At 24.4% G+C, this 20,098-nt stretch carries 29 protein-coding genes; 27 read left to right on the top strand and 2 right to left on the bottom strand.

Annotated features, from left to right (window positions below; translation table 4 throughout):
• The first annotated feature begins 24 nt into the window (after window positions 1-24).
• From AACK96_RS08010 to AACK96_RS07990, 5 genes are all read left to right on the top strand, one after another.
• Window positions 25-615, top strand: coding sequence for a thymidine kinase (locus AACK96_RS08010; RefSeq protein ID WP_281749194.1), 591 nt, complete (start codon window positions 25-27; stop codon window positions 613-615).
• Between the two features lie 15 nt (window positions 616-630).
• Entirely contained in the window at window positions 631-1,728 is a 1,098-nt protein-coding gene (prfA, locus tag AACK96_RS08005) for a peptide chain release factor 1 (RefSeq protein ID WP_338961378.1), read from the top strand.
• A 17-nt stretch (window positions 1,729-1,745) separates the two neighbouring features.
• Complete coding sequence (locus AACK96_RS08000; RefSeq protein ID WP_338974261.1) at window positions 1,746-2,147, top strand: hypothetical protein; 402 nt, start codon at window positions 1,746-1,748, stop codon at window positions 2,145-2,147.
• Between the two features lie 26 nt (window positions 2,148-2,173).
• Complete coding sequence (gene prmC, locus AACK96_RS07995) at window positions 2,174-3,013, top strand: peptide chain release factor N(5)-glutamine methyltransferase (protein WP_281749192.1); 840 nt, start codon at window positions 2,174-2,176, stop codon at window positions 3,011-3,013.
• A 487-nt stretch (window positions 3,014-3,500) separates the two neighbouring features.
• On the top strand, window positions 3,501-4,808 hold the full coding sequence (locus AACK96_RS07990) for a hypothetical protein (RefSeq protein WP_338974259.1): 1,308 nt from the start codon (window positions 3,501-3,503) through the stop codon (window positions 4,806-4,808).
• 396 nt (window positions 4,809-5,204) lie between these two features.
• Here AACK96_RS07990 and AACK96_RS07985 read toward each other — a convergent pair whose 3' ends face one another.
• A complete protein-coding gene (locus AACK96_RS07985; RefSeq protein WP_338974257.1) occupies window positions 5,205-5,495 on the bottom strand; it encodes a hypothetical protein in 291 nt (96 codons plus the stop codon).
• Between the two features lie 240 nt (window positions 5,496-5,735).
• Between AACK96_RS07985 and AACK96_RS07980 the strand changes: the two genes are divergently transcribed.
• From AACK96_RS07980 to AACK96_RS07960, 5 genes are all read left to right on the top strand, one after another.
• Window positions 5,736-6,281, top strand: a complete 546-nt coding sequence (locus tag AACK96_RS07980; RefSeq protein WP_338974255.1) for an L-threonylcarbamoyladenylate synthase — start codon at window positions 5,736-5,738, stop codon at window positions 6,279-6,281.
• 36 nt (window positions 6,282-6,317) lie between these two features.
• On the top strand, window positions 6,318-6,926 hold the full coding sequence (locus AACK96_RS07975; RefSeq protein WP_338974253.1) for a hypothetical protein: 609 nt from the start codon (window positions 6,318-6,320) through the stop codon (window positions 6,924-6,926).
• A gap of 83 nt (window positions 6,927-7,009) precedes the next feature.
• The gene (locus AACK96_RS07970; RefSeq protein WP_338974251.1) at window positions 7,010-7,258 is read left to right on the top strand and encodes a hypothetical protein; all 249 of its coding nucleotides are present in this window, start codon (window positions 7,010-7,012) and stop codon (window positions 7,256-7,258) included.
• 60 nt (window positions 7,259-7,318) lie between these two features.
• Window positions 7,319-8,017, top strand: a complete 699-nt coding sequence (locus AACK96_RS07965) for a hypothetical protein (RefSeq protein ID WP_338974250.1) — start codon at window positions 7,319-7,321, stop codon at window positions 8,015-8,017.
• 82 nt (window positions 8,018-8,099) lie between these two features.
• Window positions 8,100-8,696, top strand: coding sequence for a hypothetical protein (locus AACK96_RS07960; protein WP_338974249.1), 597 nt, complete (start codon window positions 8,100-8,102; stop codon window positions 8,694-8,696).
• Window positions 8,697-8,768: 72 nt separating this feature from the next.
• On the opposite strand, the gene AACK96_RS07955 is transcribed toward AACK96_RS07960, so the two are convergent.
• Complete coding sequence (locus AACK96_RS07955) at window positions 8,769-9,173, bottom strand: hypothetical protein (protein ID WP_338974248.1); 405 nt, start codon at window positions 9,171-9,173, stop codon at window positions 8,769-8,771.
• Window positions 9,174-9,556: 383 nt separating this feature from the next.
• Between AACK96_RS07955 and upp the strand changes: the two genes are divergently transcribed.
• The 17 genes from upp (at window position 9,557) to AACK96_RS07870 (ending at window position 20,064) form a co-directional block, all read left to right on the top strand.
• The gene (gene upp, locus AACK96_RS07950; RefSeq protein WP_308699596.1) at window positions 9,557-10,201 is read left to right on the top strand and encodes a uracil phosphoribosyltransferase; all 645 of its coding nucleotides are present in this window, start codon (window positions 9,557-9,559) and stop codon (window positions 10,199-10,201) included.
• 53 nt (window positions 10,202-10,254) lie between these two features.
• Complete coding sequence (locus tag AACK96_RS07945; RefSeq protein ID WP_338974247.1) at window positions 10,255-10,611, top strand: hypothetical protein; 357 nt, start codon at window positions 10,255-10,257, stop codon at window positions 10,609-10,611.
• Complete coding sequence (locus AACK96_RS07940) at window positions 10,612-11,418, top strand: F0F1 ATP synthase subunit A (RefSeq protein WP_338958309.1); 807 nt, start codon at window positions 10,612-10,614, stop codon at window positions 11,416-11,418.
• 26 nt (window positions 11,419-11,444) lie between these two features.
• Complete coding sequence (gene atpE, locus AACK96_RS07935; RefSeq protein WP_281749185.1) at window positions 11,445-11,738, top strand: ATP synthase F0 subunit C; 294 nt, start codon at window positions 11,445-11,447, stop codon at window positions 11,736-11,738.
• Between the two features lie 33 nt (window positions 11,739-11,771).
• Entirely contained in the window at window positions 11,772-12,299 is a 528-nt protein-coding gene (gene atpF / locus AACK96_RS07930; RefSeq protein ID WP_281749184.1) for a F0F1 ATP synthase subunit B, read from the top strand.
• 12 nt (window positions 12,300-12,311) lie between these two features.
• A complete protein-coding gene (locus tag AACK96_RS07925) occupies window positions 12,312-12,854 on the top strand; it encodes a F0F1 ATP synthase subunit delta (protein ID WP_281749183.1) in 543 nt (180 codons plus the stop codon).
• An 11-nt stretch (window positions 12,855-12,865) separates the two neighbouring features.
• Window positions 12,866-14,449 carry a F0F1 ATP synthase subunit alpha gene (gene atpA, locus AACK96_RS07920; RefSeq protein ID WP_338974245.1) on the top strand — a complete coding sequence of 528 codons (1,584 nt, stop codon included), beginning with the start codon at window positions 12,866-12,868 and terminating at the stop codon, window positions 14,447-14,449.
• A 28-nt stretch (window positions 14,450-14,477) separates the two neighbouring features.
• Window positions 14,478-15,329 carry an ATP synthase F1 subunit gamma gene (gene atpG, locus AACK96_RS07915; RefSeq protein WP_338974244.1) on the top strand — a complete coding sequence of 284 codons (852 nt, stop codon included), beginning with the start codon at window positions 14,478-14,480 and terminating at the stop codon, window positions 15,327-15,329.
• 17 nt (window positions 15,330-15,346) lie between these two features.
• A complete protein-coding gene (gene atpD, locus AACK96_RS07910; RefSeq protein WP_338974242.1) occupies window positions 15,347-16,909 on the top strand; it encodes a F0F1 ATP synthase subunit beta in 1,563 nt (520 codons plus the stop codon).
• Window positions 16,910-16,923: 14 nt separating this feature from the next.
• Window positions 16,924-17,241 (top strand): F0F1 ATP synthase subunit epsilon, encoded by a 318-nt coding sequence (locus tag AACK96_RS07905; RefSeq protein WP_174480958.1) that lies wholly within the window; start codon window positions 16,924-16,926, stop codon window positions 17,239-17,241.
• A gap of 5 nt (window positions 17,242-17,246) precedes the next feature.
• Window positions 17,247-17,477 carry a hypothetical protein gene (locus tag AACK96_RS07900; protein ID WP_338961288.1) on the top strand — a complete coding sequence of 77 codons (231 nt, stop codon included), beginning with the start codon at window positions 17,247-17,249 and terminating at the stop codon, window positions 17,475-17,477.
• A 1,009-nt stretch (window positions 17,478-18,486) separates the two neighbouring features.
• Window positions 18,487-18,633 (top strand): hypothetical protein, encoded by a 147-nt coding sequence (locus AACK96_RS07895; protein WP_338973430.1) that lies wholly within the window; start codon window positions 18,487-18,489, stop codon window positions 18,631-18,633.
• Between the two features lie 15 nt (window positions 18,634-18,648).
• Window positions 18,649-18,936, top strand: a complete 288-nt coding sequence (locus tag AACK96_RS07890) for a hypothetical protein (protein ID WP_338973427.1) — start codon at window positions 18,649-18,651, stop codon at window positions 18,934-18,936.
• Entirely contained in the window at window positions 18,936-19,376 is a 441-nt protein-coding gene (locus tag AACK96_RS07885) for a hypothetical protein (RefSeq protein ID WP_338973425.1), read from the top strand. The genes AACK96_RS07890 and AACK96_RS07885 overlap by 1 nt, the downstream gene beginning before the upstream one ends.
• The gene (locus AACK96_RS07880) at window positions 19,366-19,659 is read left to right on the top strand and encodes a hypothetical protein (RefSeq protein WP_338973423.1); all 294 of its coding nucleotides are present in this window, start codon (window positions 19,366-19,368) and stop codon (window positions 19,657-19,659) included. Before AACK96_RS07885 ends, AACK96_RS07880 begins: the two co-directional genes overlap by 11 nt.
• Window positions 19,628-19,840: a hypothetical protein gene (locus AACK96_RS07875; RefSeq protein ID WP_338973420.1), complete on the top strand. Its 213-nt coding sequence runs from the start codon at window positions 19,628-19,630 to the stop codon at window positions 19,838-19,840. The genes AACK96_RS07880 and AACK96_RS07875 overlap by 32 nt, the downstream gene beginning before the upstream one ends.
• Window positions 19,840-20,064, top strand: a complete 225-nt coding sequence (locus AACK96_RS07870) for a hypothetical protein (protein WP_338973417.1) — start codon at window positions 19,840-19,842, stop codon at window positions 20,062-20,064. The genes AACK96_RS07875 and AACK96_RS07870 overlap by 1 nt, the downstream gene beginning before the upstream one ends.
• The last annotated feature ends 34 nt before the right edge of the window (window positions 20,065-20,098 follow it).

Below are 20,098 nucleotides of genomic sequence, written 5' to 3'. Positions count from 1 at the left end.
AATTAGAGATGGAGTTGGATATAAATGTATAGTCGTTATAATGAGGGATGAATTGAAGTAATTACTGGTTGTATGTTTGCTGGAAAAACAGAAGAGTTTATGCGACGTATAAATCGTTTACAGTATGCTAAACGCAAAGTGCTAGTTTTTAAACCCAAGGTTGATATTCGTTATGATGCTAAAAAAGTAGTAAGTCATAAAGGAGTATCTATCACAGCGATAGTAATTGATGATCCAATGCAAATATTAAAACATGTAGATAAAGAAATAGAAGCAGTTGCAATTGATGAAGTACAATTTTTTAAACCATCAATTATTGAAGTGATTAAAACATTAGCAAATCAAAATAAGCAAGTTATTGTTGCGGGTTTAGATCAAGATTTTCGTGGTGAACCATTTCCTGTTACTAAAGAATTATTAGCCTTAGCAGAATTTGTAACTAAATTAGATGCTGTTTGTGTAAAATGTGGTAAAGCAGCAACAAGGACACAACGTATTATTAATGGCCGAGAAGCTAGATATGATGATGAAATTATTTTAATTGGTGCGCAAGAACAATATGAAGCTCGATGTCGTAGTCATCATCGTGTCTTAACAAATAATCAGAATAGATAAATCAGGTGTGATATTATGAATGAAAAAACATTAGAACAGTTAATGCAACTTACTAAAAAATATAGTGAAATTGAAAAGCAGTTAGAAAATCCCGAATTAATTCCTCGTGATAAATACACTGAATTAACAAAAGAACATAGTAGATTAGAACCAATTATTGAACAATATTGAAAATATGAAAAAATTAACAAAGAAATTATTGAAGCAAAAAAGGCATTAGCAACCGAACAGGATCAAGAACTTTGTGAAATGCTTAAAATAGATATTAAAGCAAATGAAATAGAATTAGAAAAAGCAGAAAATGAATTAAAACTAACACTAATTCCTAAAGATATAAATGATGATAAAAATGTTATTATTGAAATCAGAGGAGCTGTTGGTGGTGATGAAGCAAATATTTTTGCTGGTGATTTATATCGTATGTATAGTAAGTATTGTGAAATTCAACGATGAAAAATTGAAACTATTGAGGCAAAGGAAGCAATAAATGGTGGATTTAGTTATATTGCTTTTATGGTTAAAGGTAAACATGTATTTGCTAAATTAAAGTTTGAAGCTGGTGGACATCGTGTTCAGAGAGTTCCAAAAACCGAATCACAAGGACGAGTTCATACTTCAATTGCAACGGTTGCTGTATTGCCAGAAGTTAATGAAGTTGAAATTAAAATAAATAATTCTGATTTAAGAATTGATACTTATCGTTCTAGTGGTGCTGGTGGTCAACATGTTAATACTACCGATTCAGCAATTAGAATTACTCATATTCCAACAGGTGTTGTTGTAACTTCACAGGACGGACGAAGTCAACATGATAATAAAGATAAAGCAATGCGGGTATTAAGAGCTAAACTTTATGAAAAAAAAGTTGAAGAAGAACAGGGAAGAATTGGTAATTTAAGAAAAACAGCTGTTGGTAGCGGTGATCGTTCAGAAAAAATTAGAACATACAATTATCCACAAAATAGAGTAACCGATCATCGGATTGGATTATCTTTATTAAAGTTAGATCGTATTATGGAAGGTAATATTGATGAAATTATTATTGCTTTAATTAGTAGTGAACAAAAAGAAAAATTAGAAAATATTGATGAAAATATTACAGTATTAAAGTAAAAAAGGAAGAAATTATTATGGATTTTAAGATTTTAGACTCTAGAACAAAAATTTTGTTTTTAATATCAGTTATTTTTTTATATGCGACATTAGGAACATTTATTACATTAATTTTTAGTAGTGGTATTATTCACATTTTATTTTTAGTTTTAACATTATGATTTGCTAGTGCATCTAGTTTAATTTTTCATTATTTATTATGAAAAAATTTAGAATTTTTACGAAATATTAATGGTAATAATATTAATAATTTTGGTTTTATTATTAGTATTTGTAGTTACATTATTCTTTTTCCAATTATTTGTTTATTAACAATTAGTTTTTTATTTATTTTTAGTATTATTGTTTTAATTCTCGTTGTTAATAATTTAATAAAAAAAACTTCAAGAAATAATAATTCATCTGTTAATTTTCAATAAAATATTTATTTTTGGAGTATAAATTAATGACTTATAGAGATTATCTTTTATTAGCAAAAAAAATTAATAAAAAAAATGAACAAATTAATAAGATAATTTTATTAAAGTTTATTAATAAAGATTTATCTTGATTATATGCAAATCTTAGTCAAACAATAGCAATAGATTTTTTAGAATCATATTTACAACTAGTTAAAAAATTTGTTGCTGGCTATCCTTTACAATATATTATTGGTTATCAATGATTTCTTGATCATAAGTTTGTTGTTGATAATAGAGTATTAATTCCTCGTAATGAAACTGAAGAACTAGTTAAAAATGTTTTTGTCTATGCACAAAACATTTTTAATAATGATAATTTAAAAGTATTAGATTTAGGAACAGGTAGTGGTGCTATTGCTATTAGTTTAGCGTTAAAGAAACCTAATTGAAATATAGTAGCAAGTGATATTAGCAAAGATGCATTAACTATTGCTAAGATTAATAATGATAATTTTAACCTAAAAAATATTAATTTTGTTGAAAGCGATATATTTACAAATCTTAAAAATCATAAATTTAATATTATTATTTCAAATCCGCCATATATTGATGAGACAGCGAATACTTTTTCAAAACATAATTTACAATATGAACCAAAATTAGCTTTATTTGCTGATCATAAAGGATTATATTTTTATGAAGTAATTTTTCAACAATGTCATGCAGTTTTAGAAAAATCTTTTTTATTAGCATTTGAATTTGGTTTTGATCAAAAAGAAGCACTAACTATTCTTATTAAAAAGTATTTACCACAATATAATTACAAATTTATTAAAGATATTAATAATAAATGAAGAATGCTATTTATTTGGCAAACATTATAACATATAAAAACAATTTAAGAACAATAATTTTGTCACTCAAAAGGTGACTATTTTATTTTTTGAAAAGGAAAATCTCATTTAATCTTTCAATTAGGATAACGGGGGCAGTTTTAATGTGGCGTATCATTGAAATATTAAAATATTTTCAGTATTCTTGTTCGGTTAATATAGCATTTCTAATGGAAAAATTTAATGTTACATTTCGAACTTTACAAAGAAATATTACTTTTATTAATACAATGTTAATAAAAATTAGTAATTGCAATATTTCCAGAAAGCAAGATTACTTTGTAATTAATGGTGACAATGAAATAGTAGCAATAAATACTTTGCTTACACAGTTTATCCACATATCCAATGAATATCCTTTTGTTAGAATGAGTAATTTGTTCTTAATATGTGTATGACAAAAAAATATTTAAGTAGTGAGTGACTTATCAATATAAGTAACACAAATAAGTATAATTTAAAAAAAGACATTATTTACTTGAATAACTTTTTCTTTGAACAAAATTTAAGATTAAAATTAAAATTTGAACATAATAAAGGGTTTCAATTAGATGGTTATGAATGACATTTAAGATTTATAACCGCTATTATTATTATAAAACTTATTAGTAAAGATAAAAAAAATCTCTTAACTAATGATAAAGTCCTAACCTATATATACAAAAAAATAGAAATTATAATGATCAATATCGGTTATAAAAAATATTATGATGATCAACTAATATGATTTTTAACAATTCATGTACGAAAAATTAAACTTAATTTTTTTTTTGAAAAAGATGAACAAATTGAATTTAATTTAAACTTAAGTATAAAAAGAGAAGTCGAACATTTTAGATTAATAATTGCTAAAGAGTTTGCTATTGAGTTTGATAAGTTTGAAACCAATTATTTTAATTTCATTTGTTTACTTAATATTAAAGTTGACAGTCAATTATTTCCAAATATAACTTCAGAAATTAGTAACATTACTCAAAAAATATTTTCTTTTATTACTTATGAATATCAGGTGTCTTTATATTCAAATACTTTTAAAAGTAATTTGAATAGTTTTCTTAGTGATAATTGATTTAAATTACAATTTAATTATTATAGTGATATTGGTTTTGCCTTGGATGATACTTTTAAAATAGAAAGTGACTACCAATGAGGGCAACAACTCCTTTTTATTATAAATTCGCAATTAAAAAATAATTATTTTCCCAATCTTAATCTTTTACAAAATAAATTTTTAATAATTACTTTTCATAAAAGTTTTATAGCAAACGAGAACTGAAACATTCCCTTATATATATTCTTAATTGATGACTCCTATGCTAATAAAATTCAAATAACTTCATTTATAAAAGTAAATTTCCCTAATATTTTAATTATTTCCCTAAAAAATAACTTAAGTAATAATTTTAAACTTCATTTACTAAATCAAAAACCTTGTATATTAATTGAAAAGGTAAATATCTATAGTAATTATAATTTAGATAAATATAAGAATATTTCTGTTATTAATATTAATGAAAATTCATGAAATTATGAATTAGAAAAAAATATTAATGAAAAAATAAAACGAGTAATGTTAAAAAGAATTCAATATTCAATTGTGGTATTTAATTTTTATATCCAAGAAAAATTTTATAGTATTAAATCTATTTTGTGAGCATTTCAAAAAACATTTATCAAAAAATATAATTTAAATTTAGAATTTTTAGATATTGATGAATGTTCTATAATTAAAAATCATATTTATGAAAAAAATATTATTAATAAATCAATTACTACCTATTCCTAATTACGAGTTCCCTATTATCCTTTTATATATAAAAAACCCTTTGATATTTCAAAACAAATTTAAAATTCATTTTATTTTCATTTTATTTACTAATAAAAACAATACTCAAAATTATAATTGAATCAATTTGTGAATTTCTTTATTTAAGAAAATGATTAATACTAATATTAAAAGTATTAGTCATATATATAAAATAATACAATCAATCATGACAATTTAATGTTAATTTCCCTTACATTTTTATATAAAAAACATCTTTGACGATAAGTTTAAAGATGTTTTTTATATAAAATTAATAGTATAAATAAAAAACAAATATGAAATCATTTATTTTTAATAAATTTAATAATGATAATTTAGTTAAATAATCATCAGAAAGATAAATCTTAACTTTCATTATATTTTTGGTAAATAAGAATTAAATTTAATATAATCTATTTCTGCATCTTTAAATTGAGTTTCTAATTTTATAATTTCTTTTTTTATAGTACTATCTAATTCTTTATTGGGAAAAATCATTTTTGTAAAATCATTATTATTAAATTTTTTATCAATTGTTTTTTCAATGATATTTTGAATACAAATTGTTTCTATTATAAATGGTTTATTATCATTATCTTCAATTTCTTTTCTTATTTTTTCAATTTCTTCATTAGTATGTTGTATTCCTATTTTTCTTTTAGGCATATTTTTTGATTCTCCTTCTATATTTAATTTAATAAAAATCTAATATAAATATTAATCTATATTAAATTAAGATGTTTATTAAACCATTAATTAATGATTTTCCAATCCTTAATTAGTAATTTTAAGGTTTATTTTAAATTACAAATATTATTTATAAGTTTTTTATTCATTATTTTGAAACAACTATTATATTTAAAATAATAGGTGTATAATTTAGTTAAAATTTATAGTGGTGTTTTCATGATAACTTTACAGCAAAATCAAATTAAAGAAATTAGCCAAATCATTGCTAATGGCGAAGTGGTTGCTTTACCAACAGATACAATTTATGGTCTTGTTTGTAAATTTGATGATGACAAAGCTATTAATAAAATTTATCAAATTAAAAAACGTGATTATAGTAAAGAACTGCCAATTTTAGTTGCTAGTTGAGAGCAAGCTAAAAGCATTGGTATAATTAGCGATCAATTACAGTCATTTTTAATAAATAATTTTAGTGCTGGTAAAGTTACTGTTATAGTTTTAAAACAACCTAGTTTAAACACATCATATTGAATAAATAAAAAGACAATAGCAATTAGAGTTAGTGCTTCACATTTTATTCAAAAATTAATTAAATTAACAGGGCCTTTAGTAGCTACAAGTTGTAATTTAAGTAATGAACAACCAATTAACGATTATCATAATATAAACTTCCCTAATTTAAGGTATAGAGTAGCAGGTGAGATTTTAACAAATAAACCATCAACTATTTTTAATAGTTTTAATGATAAAATTATTAGATAATAATTAGATAACAGTATTAAAAAAGGAGATAATACTATGAATTGATGAATAATTTTAATTATTATTGCGTGCACAACAATATTGATTTTATTAATTGCACTAATTTTATTAATTAAAAAAAATAAACAAAAGAAAATATTAAAAATTACTAAAGATATAAATACTTTATATAAATACTTAAAATTAAAAAAAATAAATACTAAAGAATTACCAGTCTCAATAGAAAAAATTAAAGAAGATATTTATTATAGTGACAAAGTCATTTTGGGAAAGTATGAAGAACTTAATAAGATTTCTGGCCAAAATATTTTGCTAAAAACTGAATATAGTGCTGCCAAAAAATTATTTTTACGTTATAAAATTAAAGACGTTAATCTTATCAAATCATCAGATTTTATACCTTTAAATCAAATAGACTTGTTAATTTCACAAAATAATCTTTATTTTATTGATTCTTTTGAACTACAAATAATACCATTAGTTGATGTTAAAAGTATTACATTTTTTTGAGAAAAAAATAATTATATAAAAAATAAACAAAAATATATTGGTATTGAAATTAATTTTCAAAATAAACGTTTATTTTTTCTTTTTAATAAATATGAAGAAGCAATTAGTTTTGCTGTTCATGTTATTAGTTTATAACAATTATTATTTAATAATTAAAAATTTTGCTTTTTTTGTGAAAATGATATAATTATACAAAATATATTATTAGGAGCAAAATTATGTCAAAAAAACACTTTAAATTTAATACTTGAAAGTTTATTCAATTTACTGGCTTTTTTTTAATTACTTTAGGAATTATTTTTTCTTTTTCTTCTTTTAAAGTTAGCCTATTGTTATATTTTGGTTTAGTATCAGTATTAATAGGTTCTATTAATATTTTAATTTACTATATTTTTATTGGAACAAATAGTTATAAAAAATATTCAAGAAAACAAAATAATAATAAGTTAATAATCAAAAATAATTAAGAAATATAAAGTTAAAACTAAGAAGATTAGTTTTTTCGAGAGAATAATAGGTGAAAAACTATGAGAAAAATATTAAAAGTATTTAAAGCGATGTTTTTAACGAGCATTATTTCTTTACCACTTATTGCATGTGATAAGGTAAATGATGCAAATCAAAAATATGTTGATATTAGTAATATTAATATGGAAGTTACTAATGCTCCTGTTGAATTAAATAAAGATATTTATAATATAGCTTTAATTAAATTTAAAACTAAAGTACAAACTGAAATTAGTAAATTAGTTCCAGAAGGAAAAAAGCCAGAAAATGGTACTGATTATAAAATAACAATTCTTAATCATAATGATATGTATGCTAAAATTAATAAATTTGAATCACTTACTGTTAATGTATCTGCTTCAAATAATAGTAATATTTTAAAAGGTAGTTTTAATGCTTGTGTAAAATTAGTACCAAAGGCTAAAGACATTAGTAATATTAATATTGATAAGCAAGAAGAAAAAATTAAAATTAATACCACTACTTTTGGTGAAGCAATTGCTTTACGTTGTTTATCATTAATTGAAAGTAAAATTAACGCTATTGTTCCAACAGCAAAACAAGATAGTGACTATGTTGTTAATGTAGAAGGTCATACTTTATCAGAATCTATTAAAACATTTGATGATGTTCATATTAATGTTAATGCTATTGAAGATGATTATCATTTTTTATTACATGGTAGTTTTAGTTTTGTCTTAGCATTTGTTAAAGATTAATTTATATTATTTTGGGTAATAAAAAAGATAACTTAATTTTCATTATTATCATAAAAATAAAGTAGTATAGTATGGGGTAAGCATGTCAGAAGTAGAAAAGTTATTAACAATGAATTATGAAAATGTTTGTAATTTTTTAAAAAATAAATATGGATGTATTTCAAAAAATTATTTTTCAGATGCAACAATGTCTAAGAAATCACAAGGAATAACAAGGGGAAAAGAAGGTTTATATATTCATCATATTGATGAAGATAAAGCAATTTTGTTATCTACTCCCAAATGAGCTCAAAAGTCACCATTTGCCTATCAATATGCTGATCGATTAGTTTATTGTAATTTATTAGAACATTTGGTTTTACATATTAAAATTTTTGAATATCCTCATCCAAATAAACATAATTTTATGGAAGTTGGTGTTGGTGGAATTTATGCTTTTATTGTTCCTGAATTAAATGATATTTATAGTGGTATTCAATATAAACAACCATGAAAACAGAAAGTTGCTGAAGTTGTTTTACCATTAAAAGAAGATTATTTTAAATGTATTAAAAAATTAGTAGAACTTGGGTTTTCTTATCCTTTGCTTACTTCTTTTAATCATCAATTTGGTACATGAAATAATAGAAATAATAATAAGTTATATGAAGAAATGAAAAAAATGGGTGTTAAACAGTAACTTTTTTTATTGTTATTTAATCATAAATAAAAAATGTTAGTAAATTACTAACATTTATTTTTATTAAGTTTATTAAAAAGTTAATTGACAATGATTTTCATTAATTATTGGTAATTGTTCACTATTAATACTTGTTATATCGTTGTTTTTTAATAATGGAGTTCTTTCAGATATTTGTTGTTCGTTATTACTTTCAACATTAATATCAGAAATATTTGTTGGAAAACATTTATCATAAATATTTGAAATGGAAGTGCCAATTCCATACCTTAGTTTAGAGCCTAAAAATGCTCCAATCAAAGGTGAACCTGCTATAGTAAACATTATTCCAAAGAGTGCCATTCCTGCTTCTGGATCATGGAAAGCTTCCTTATTTTTTGAAATTAAATCATAATAAAAATAACTTATACCACCTAATGCTGTACTACCACCTAATATTCCGCCTGTATATGTAAAGTATTTTTGAATTTTTTTCATTTTTTTCTCCTTTCAAAATAAAAAAAACTATTTATTTTGATAAAAATAAGACAAAAATTACTATTAATAGTTTATTGTAAATATATAATTTTCTATATCAATAAAAGAAATTTATTAAATTTATATTTTAGATTATAATTTTTTTAAAATAAAAACAAAGTTATTAAAATAAAATTTATAAATTATATTTTTATTTAGTTAATTTTGAACTATAAGAATGTTATTAACAATTAAAAAAATAATTTTTGAATAAATCTTTTATCTTTTTTCGTTATTTTTATTGTTATTTTATTGATTTATAAATTAAAAGGCGTAAAATTTCATATTAGTATATATTTTAAATTATTGAAAATATACGCATTAAAGATAAAGGAGTGTTTTTAGTGGAAAGTAGTAAAAATCTGTTTATTGTTAATCATCCTTTAATACAAGATAAATTAACAAGAATTAGAAATCACTTAACCCAAAAAAAAGATTTCAAAGAGAATTTAAGCGAAATTGCAACGTTAATGGCTTATGAAGTATTTAAAGATATTCCTCTTGATGAAATTGAAGTTGAAACACCCATTACTAAAGTTATTGGTAAAACATTAACCAAGACAATCATTCTTTCTCCGATTTTAAGAGCAGGATTAGGGATGACAAATGGATTTGAGTATGTAGTACCTAATGCAATTATTAGTCATGTTGGTCTTTATCGTGATGAAGAAACTTTAAAACCACAAAAATATTTTTTTAAATATCCCAAAAATATTAAAAATATAAGTGATGCATTAGTATTTATCTTAGATCCAATGCTTGCTACTGGTGGTACTGCTGATGCTGCTATTAAAGAATTAAAAAAAGTAGGTTTTAAAAACATTACTTTAGTTTCCATTGTAGGAGCACCAGTAGCTATTAAGAAAATTAATCATAATCATCCTGATGTTAAGATTTTTTTAGCAGCGTTGGATAAAGAATTAAATGATGATGGTTATATTGTACCTGGATTGGGTGATGCTGGTGATCGAATTTTTGGAACTAAATAAATATTTTAATGGAAAAAATTAGAAATAACCTTTTTCTTTCAATACTTTTTACAATGTTATGCTATTGATTATTAATTAATGTAGGATTAATTATAACTGTTATAATTAATACAAACCATTGGTTATTAATTACTGGATTTAATATTGGTTTTATAGGAAGTATGATTGGGTTATGCTTTTTATATTTATCGTCAAAATGATTAACCAGTGGAATACATTTAAAACAAACCTTAGCATATTTTGGATTCTTATTAAGAATGTTAATTTATGGTTCAATTATAGTTTTGAATATTTTCTTTAATTTTGCTAATATTTTTACTATAATTGCCGGAATGTCAATATTGATGGTTGCTACTATTACTGCAACGTTATGTGTATATCAAAAAAATAACTTAAAAGAAGGAATTTAAATGGAAACTTTAGCTGGATTGGAAAGTTGGAATTATTTACAAATTATGCCACAATTGGTAACAATTTTGATAACAACAGTCTTTATCAGTGTTATTAGTTATATTTATTATTATAAAGTAAAACGAATGAAGCCTGATGAAGATCCAAGAGGTATTGTTTTAGTTGTTGAATTAATAATTAAATCAGTTGAAAAAATTGTTGTTGATGTTCTTGGTGTAAAGTATAAAAACCTGACAGTTTATTTGTTATATGTAATGGGTTATATTTTAATTGGTAATTGATTATCGATTATTGGTCTTGAACCACAGTCATCAATGTATACGGTTACTTTATCAATGGCATTAGTTACTTTTATTGGAATATATTATATTGCTATTAAATTTCAGAAACTTTTATTTTTTAAAAAATTTATTATTAACCCTCTAGAATTAATTACTCAATTTGCACCTTTGATTTCTTTATCTTTTCGTTTATTTGGTAATATTTTAGGTGGAAGTATTATTTTGGCAATGCTTTATGGGGTAACTGCTAATATTTGAAGTAATATCCCAATTATTGGTCAGATGAATTTATTAATTGGTGTAATTGGACCATTCTTACATATTTATTTTGATTTATTTGCTGGAAGCATTCAAGCCTTAATTTTTGGCACCTTAACTCTTGTTTATTGGAAATTACAAATGGAAGAAGGAAGTTCTCATAAGGGAGAACTTACTATTAAATTACCAAAAAAACTTCGTAAACAACAAGCAATAAATCATGAAGAAGAAATTTATACCGAACGTTCAATTATGGAAAAAAAATAAAATACAAAAAGGAGAATTTATTTATTATGGAATTATTAACAACAGTAATGACACATGTCTTTCATTTTTTTAATCATTTAGCAGCTGATCCTAATGGATTGATGAATTTAAAGTTTGTTGGAGCTGGAATTTCAACTATTTCTTGTGCAGGAAGTGGAATTGGTCAAGGTTTTGCTGCTGGTAAAGCTGTTGAAGCGGTTGCTCGTAATCCTGAAGTAGAATCTAAAATTAGAACACAATTTGTTATTGGTGCAGCTATTGCCGAATCAGGTGCTATTTATGGTTTAGTTGTTTCTCTAATTTTAATATTTGTAGCATAAGGTATTAAAAAATATTAAAAAGTAGGTGATTTTATGAATTTTAATTTCAATGATTTAGTATCAGGTGATGATATTGTTAATCAATTATTTCCCAATCTTCCTGTTTTTATTGCTCATATTTTTGCAACATTAATTTTATTAATGGTACTTTGAAGATGAGTTTATGCTCCGTTTCGTAAGGCTTTACATTCGCGACATTTAGTAATTAAAGAAAAACTTGATGATGCTGCTTGCAAGCAATCATTAGCTAATCAAGATCGTGGTGAAGCTAGTCAAATATTAAAAGCTGCTAAAATTGAAGCTCAGGAAATTATTGCTAATGCACAAAATGATGGTTACAATAAGCGTAAACAAATTATTGATAAAGCGCAAGAAGAGAGTATGCGTATTACTAATCAATCAAATCGTGATTTAGTTCGTGCTCGTAAAGAGGCAGAAGCAAAGATTAACGAAGAAATCAAAGTAGTAGCATTAGAAGCAGCTAAAAAAATTATTGGTGCTGAAATGAATGCTAAAAAACATGAACAATTAATTACTGATTTTATTAAGAATTTGGAATAGTGGTGAAGTTAAATGATAGATGAAGGATTAGCTAATCAATGAAGTAATGGTCTTTTTCAATTAGCAAGAGAAATAAAAAAAATTACTCAATTTGCTGAAGAAAGTAATAAATTAATTGATATTTTTACTACTTATCCAGAATTTATTGATATTACTAGTAGTAGTAATTTAACTATTGAAACACGTAAACAAATTATTAGTGAAACTTTTAAAAATCATATTGAACCATATATGTTAAATTTTTTCTTTTTGTTGATTGATGAACATCATTTCCAGTGTGTTCGTTTCATTTTAAAAGAATTTCGCAAATTATGTAATGAATATCAAGATGTAAACTATGGCATTATTTATTCAGTAATAGAACTTTCAAACCAACAAATAAATCAAATAAAATTGAAAATTGAGAAAGTCATTAAACATAAGATTAAAGTCGTTAACAAGATTGATAAATCATTAATTGGCGGTATTAAAGTTAAAGTACGGAATCAAGTTTTTGATGGTTCAGTTAAAGGTCAAATTGATCAATTAAAACAAGAATTATTAAGTCATGAATAGAGGTAAAACAAATGTCCTTAAACGTTAATCAAATTTCAGAAATTATAAAAAGCCAAATTAAAAATTATGGTAAAAAAATTAGTGCTAATGAGGAAGGCATTGTTGTTACTGTCGGTGATGGAATTGCACTAATTCATGGTTTAGATAAGGCTGTTAATGGTGAATTAGTATTTTTTCCTAAAAGTAATATTTATGGTATGGTTTTGAGTTTAGAAGAAACTACTGTTGGTGTTACTTTAATGGGGGATGACACGGGTATCAAAGAAGGAGATATTGTTAGTAGAACAGGTAATGTTGTTGAAACACCAGTTGGTAATATGCTTTTAGGAAGAGTTGTTAATGCACTAGGGCAAAAGATTGATGGTAAAGGTCCAATTAAAACTACGAAAACTAGACCGATTGAAAGAATAGCGCTGGGTGTGATGACTAGAAAATCTGTATCAGAACCTTTAGCAACAGGATTATTATCAATTGATGCAATGATTCCGATTGGCAAAGGTCAAAGAGAGTTAATAATTGGTGATCGTCAAACTGGAAAAACAACGATTGCTATTGATACTATTATTAATCAAAAGGGTAAAAATGTTTTTTGTGTTTATGTTGCTATTGGTCAAAAGGCCTCAACTGTTGCTCAAATTGTTGATAAATTAACACAATTAGGGGCAATGGAGTATACAACTATTGTTGCTGCTACTGCTAGTGAAGTTGCTCCTTTGCAATATATTGCTCCTTATACAGGAGTAACTATTGCCGAAGAATGAATGGAAGAAGGTAAAGATGTCTTAATTGTTTATGATGATTTGAGTAAACATGCAGTGGCCTATCGTGCTATTTCTTTATTATTAAGACGACCACCAGGAAGAGAAGCTTATCCAGGAGATGTTTTTTATCTTCATTCACGTTTATTAGAACGTGCAGCTAAATTAAATGAAAAACATGGTGGTGGGAGTATTACTGCCTTACCTATTATTGAAACACAAGCCGGTGATATTTCTGCATATATTCCTACTAATGTTATTTCAATTACTGATGGTCAAATTTTTTTAATGTCAGAATTATTTAATGCCGGAATTCGTCCAGCAGTTGATGTGGGTTTATCAGTTTCACGGGTAGGTTCATCAGCACAAATTAAAGCAATAAAACAAGCAGGTGGAACATTAAAATTAGAATTAGCACAATTTCGTGAATTACAAGCTTTTTCACAATTTGGTTCTGATTTAGATGAAAATACTAGAGCTGTTATTGAACATGGTAAACGTGCCATTGAAATTTTAAAACAAAAACAAAATGAACCATTAAATCAAATTGATCAAGCAATTATTTTATTAGCAATTAAAAATAAGGCAATTAAATGATTACCAGTAGAAATGATGGATTCTTTTAAAAAGGAAGTAATAACTTATTTTCAAAAACAACAACGAAAAAGTTATTTAAAATTACAGCAAGATCAAGCGTTTAGTGAAGAGTTACAAGTGAGCATTAGTCAAGGCATTATGCAGGTTGTTTATAATTTGACCAATAAGCTAAATGACTATAATCCTAAAATATATGGTAGTCTTGAAGAATGGGAAACATTAATTAAAACATTCAAATAATGTATTTAGGAAGGTAAGGTGAAATATCATGGCTCAAAGCATGGAACAAATTAGACAAAAAATTAAATCTGTTAATACTAGTTATAAAATTACTAAAGCAATGCAACTAGTATCAACAGCTAAATTAAAAAAAGTAGGTAAAAGAATTGAGATGATTAAACCTTATTATTCTGAAGTTTATGATACATTCAATCAACTAATACCTAAATTAAGTAATTCAATTTATTTAAAAACAAAAGATCAAGTTATTAATAAAACAATATGAGTCGTTTTTAATTCTAATTTAGGATTATGTGGTGGTTTTAATAATAATTTAAATAAATTAGTATTAGAACAATATAAACCACAAGATGAAATAGTTGTTATTGGTAGTAAAGGAGTTTCATACTTTACTAATCATCATTGTAAAATTATGCAATCTTATACTGAAATTAACATTCAATCATCATATAATGATTCGCAAGAGATATCTTTGTTGTTACTTTCTAAGTTTAATAATAAAGAAACTGATGCTATTAAAATTGCATATACAAAATATGTAAATACGGTAACAACAATTCCAACAATTATTGATTTATTGCCAATTGTTTCTATTAAAACTAATCAAGAAAGTAATTTAATTCAAACCGATTTTGAACCAGACGCTAATACTGTTATTAATAGTGCTATTCCTTTATATGTTGGTGCCATTGTTTATGGTGCATTAGTAGAATCACAAGTGTCAGAGCAAGCATTACGAAGATTAGCAATGGAAAATGCTTCAAATAATGCCAAAGAAATGAAAGATAAATTATTAGTAAGTTATAATCGTGCCCGTCAAGGTGCTATTACCCAAGAAATTTCAGAAATTATTGGTGGCGCTGATGCCCAATCATCATAATAAAGGAGTAAACTAAAATGAAAAATGCAACTAGTAAAAAACCTATAACAATTAAAGAAAAAAAAGTTAGTGATAAAAATTCTTTAAAAAAGGATAATACTAAAGTTATTGCTAAAGTAAAAGCAAAAGTCACTAAAAAAGTAGTTAATAGCAAAGAAAGTGTTAAAACTAGTAAACAATTACCAACTAAACGAAATATTGGAAAAATTGTTCAAATTTCAGGTCCAGTTATTGATATTCGTTTTAATCATAATAGTTTACCTAATTTAAATAATGCTATTAGTATTGATAATAATGGTCAAAAATTAATTGTTGAAGTTGCAAAACATATTGGTGATGATAGTGTTCGTTGTATTTCAATGGGTCCAACTGAAGGATTACTACGTGGTCTTGAAGCAGTTGATTTAGGAATACCAATTAGTGTTCCTGTTGGTGAAGAAGTTTTGGGTAGACTTTTTAATGTATTGGGTGAAGTCATTGATGATGGTAAAGAACTTAAAACTAAATTAAAATATCCTATTCATCGTACACCTCCTAGTTTTGATGAATTACAATCAAAATCAGAAGTTTTAGAAACAGGAATTAAAGTTATTGATTTATTAGCACCTTATGCTAAAGGTGGAAAAATTGGTTTATTCGGTGGAGCTGGAGTTGGTAAAACAGTTTTAATTCAAGAATTAATTAATAACATAGCTAAAGAACATGGTGGTATTTCTGTCTTTTCAGGAGTTGGCGAAAGAACACGTGAGGGTAATGATTTATATTATGAAATGCAAGAGTCAGGTGTTATTAGTAAAACTGCTTTAGTGTTTGGTCAAATGTCAGAACCACCAGGTGCTAGAATGCGTGTTGCATTAACTGGTTTAACAATTGCTGAATACTTCCGTGATGAAAAACAGCAAGATGTATTATTATTTATTGATAATATATTTCGTTTTACACAAGCTGGTAGTGAAGTATCAGCCTTATTAGGAAGAATGCCTTCAGCAGTAGGATACCAACCAACATTATCGACAGAAATGGGTGCTTTACAGGAACGTATTGTATCAACAACACGTGGTTCTATTACATCTGTACAAGCAGTATATGTACCAGCCGATGATCTAACTGATCCAGCTCCTGCGACAACATTTACTCACTTGGATGCTAAAATTGTTTTAGATCGTAATATTGCTGCTTTAGGGCTTTATCCTGCTGTTCATCCTTTACAATCTTCATCAAGAATGTTAGATCCTGCTATTGTTGGTCAGGAACATTATGATGTTGCACAAAGAGTTATTGAAACAATTCAACGTTTTTCTGAATTAGAACCAATCATTGGTATTTTAGGAATGGATGAGTTGAGTGAAGAAGATAAAAAAATAGTAGCTAGAGCAAGAAGAATTCGTAATTTTTGTTCACAACCATTTCATGTTGCTGAAAAATTTTCGGGTTTAAATGGTATTTATATTCCTATTAGTCAAACTGTTAATAGTTTTAAACAAATTTTAGATGGTGAATGTGATGATTTACCAGAGCAAGCATTTTTATATGTAGGAACTATTGAACAAGCAATTGAAAAGGCAAAGAAATTGAGATAATTGAAGGTGATAGTATGGCATTAAATCTTAAAATTATTACTCCTGATGGTATTTTTTTCGATGGAGAAGTACAGTGAGTTAATGTTAAAACAACTGAAGGCTATGTTGGTATTCTTGAATGGCATACACCTTTGATTGCTAATATTCAAATATCAAAAATGTCATTTAAAATTAAAGAAAAAATTCGTAATTTAACGATTTCTGGTGGACTTTTGGTAACTGATTTACATATGGTTCGTATTATTAGTGATAAAGTTGAATATACATCAATTTTAAAAGAGCAAGAAACAAAGGTATTTGATGAACGTATTAAAAGGGTTAGTGGAGGTTAATAAATATGCATGATTCACATTTAATAAAATGAATAATTGAAATAAGTATTTATCTTTTTAGTTTTATTGCTAGCGGATTTGCTGTAAAAGCAATTCCTTTTAATAAATTTCTTGATCATAAAAGAGTAAAAGAATCATGAATTTTATATATGTTAACAACTTTAGTTTTTACTTATTGTATTGGTACGTTAATTATTAAATTTATTGGTTTAGATATTTGATTTAATTTAAATTAATACTTAAAATTAAAAAAATAAAAATAGTAAGTGTTTTAAAATATTTACTATTTTTTTAATTACAATATACTATTAAAATTTATAGTAGTTATTAATAATATCTATATAGATTATAAAATTTCTCCGAAATTACTATTATAGTAGTAAAAAAATCGTTTTTATTTATTTTATTGTTGTTTTTACTATTATATATATATATATATAGCTAACGAAAGTAATGTTTACTCATATCTTGAAAAACAAAATCAATCGCGTTTTTAATATTTGGTCAATAATTTGGTAATATTTTTCTTATATTATGTTTGGGAGCGTGTCGAAGATGTCGATAACTAAAAAGTTTTAAAAATAGCTCCTTTCTTTTTTTACCCTTGAATTAAAAATAAATGACAAAAGACGAGAATAAAAATCTTGTCTTTTTTTTGTAATTGTAAAATTTTAAAATTTTTAATAACCGTCTTTAACGCTATTATCAACACGTGTTAGGGAACTAAAAAAGTGAACTACAACACAGTTGTTAAAAATAGTAGCTAGAACATGTGGACTTGCATGGATAAATAAAAAGTGGAGTGATACCTAATAAAATATACTAACCATTAATGGTAATTCTTGGGGTGGGAGCGAATTGGAAACTAGTATATATAGACCTGTTGTAGGGACCTATTGTATTAATTCTATTCTTTATTTAACCAACCTTGCCACTCCCCAGTGAGCAAGTGTTGGTTTTATTTTTTATTTTTTTTGAAAAATTTTTTTGGGCGAGAAAATAAATTTCAAACTTGTAAAAAAAATTGAGCGGTGCCGGTTCAATTAAAATATTAATTTGTTTAACACAAATTAAATAAATATTGAATCGAATGCCTCGATTTCTTTTTAAAATTTCACAATTTATTTTTGAGCCCAGTTTTCATGGAATGAATAAAACTAATAGTAGTATTATTAATAATCTAAAAATCAAAATATATGTTCTTTATGCTAGAAGCAACAGAACATATTAGAAAAGGAATATTAAATGAAAAATTATTTTTGCTGAACATGTAAACAAAAACAATTATATTATTTATTCTTTACTACTAGTGATATTAAAACAAGAAAAAAATTTTTAAGAGACAAAAATGGTAAAGCAATTTGTTATGACTGTATTTTAAAAATAAGTTAAGTAGGAGGTATAAATATGGATAAAACAAACTGTACAATAGATGATTGTAAACTTTTTATTAATCATGATGGTAAATGTAAAACTGAATATGATTTTTGAATTAATAAAGAAAAATTAAGAGAAAAATTTAAAAAAGAAGTAATTAATAGATATAAAGAAAAATTAATTTATTATCTTGATAATGAATTTATTGAATTACTTAAAGATGATATTAGTGATGTAATTAAAATTATTATTAGTAATTGAAAACTTAAATTAATAATGAAATTACAAGAAAAAATTCAAAATGGTGACTTTGAATAATGCAATATGACTTAATTATTGGTATTGATCCCGCTGGTATTGGTAATAATGGAATGGTTATATATTCAAGTGAAACTAATAATATTACTTTTAATGAAACATTCAAAACTAAAACAGTTTTAGAAAGTAAAAATATATATAAAGAATATTTTAAATTAATTAAAAAACAATTTATTAATCAAAAAATATTAGTTATTGTAGAAAATTTCTTTTTAAGCTCAAAACAATTATTAACTAATCCATTAGCAACACCTAAGATTATTGGTGCATTAATGGTATTAGTAGAAGATGTTATGAATTGAGATTATTTAGAAAGTGAACCAAAAAATAAAACTAATAATTTAGAAAATTATAAAGGAAATATAAAATTAACAAAACATGAACAAGATGCTTATAAGCATATTCAATACTATTTAAGGAATTATAAAAATGAAAGATAAAGCAAATTATGTCAAATTAAAAGTAAAACTGAGTAACACTATTGAAGCAAAATATTACGAAAAAGGTAATAAGGAATTATATTATAGTGTTCGTGGTCAATGAAATGGATTAAATTATGTTACTTTAATTTTTAATAACCCAAAATTTTATAGACGATGTATTTTATTAAACAAAAACGATGAAATTATTGTAACTGGTCAAATTTTTAATACTTTAAATATTCCTAAAAATCGTGCATTTTGTTCAATCAATGTTAAATGATTTAAAAAATGAAAAGAGTAAAAAAATGATTAAAAATACACCATTAGAATATATTAATGACAGAATTAATCAGCATAAAGAAAATATTAATAAATATACAAAAGAAATTGAAAGATTGCAAAATTTTATTAAAACAAATGAAATTAGAATGACTGAATTAGAAATAATAAAAGATATTTTACAAAAAGGAGAAAAAATATAATGAATTTTAATCAAAATCCAAAACAAATGACTGATTTAGTAATAAAAAAAGATATGGAAAAAGTATTAGAAAATTTAAAAATTAAAATAGGAACTCTTGCATTTAATAATATTGAAGAAGAAATACATTATATAAATTTAATAATAAATAAAATGTCAGAACATATTTATTCATTAGAACAAGAAATAATTAGAAAAAATCAAATAATAAAAGATATATTGTAACAAGAAAAACTTGAAATTGCTAATCAAATTAAAA

Origin of the sequence: Spiroplasma endosymbiont of Tricholauxania praeusta, assembly GCF_964019535.1 — a bacterium.
Classification (GTDB): domain Bacteria; phylum Bacillota_I; class Bacilli_A; order Mycoplasmatales; family VBWQ01; genus Spiroplasma_E; species Spiroplasma_E ixodetis_A.
This window is presented reverse-complemented; position numbering and strand designations above follow the sequence as displayed.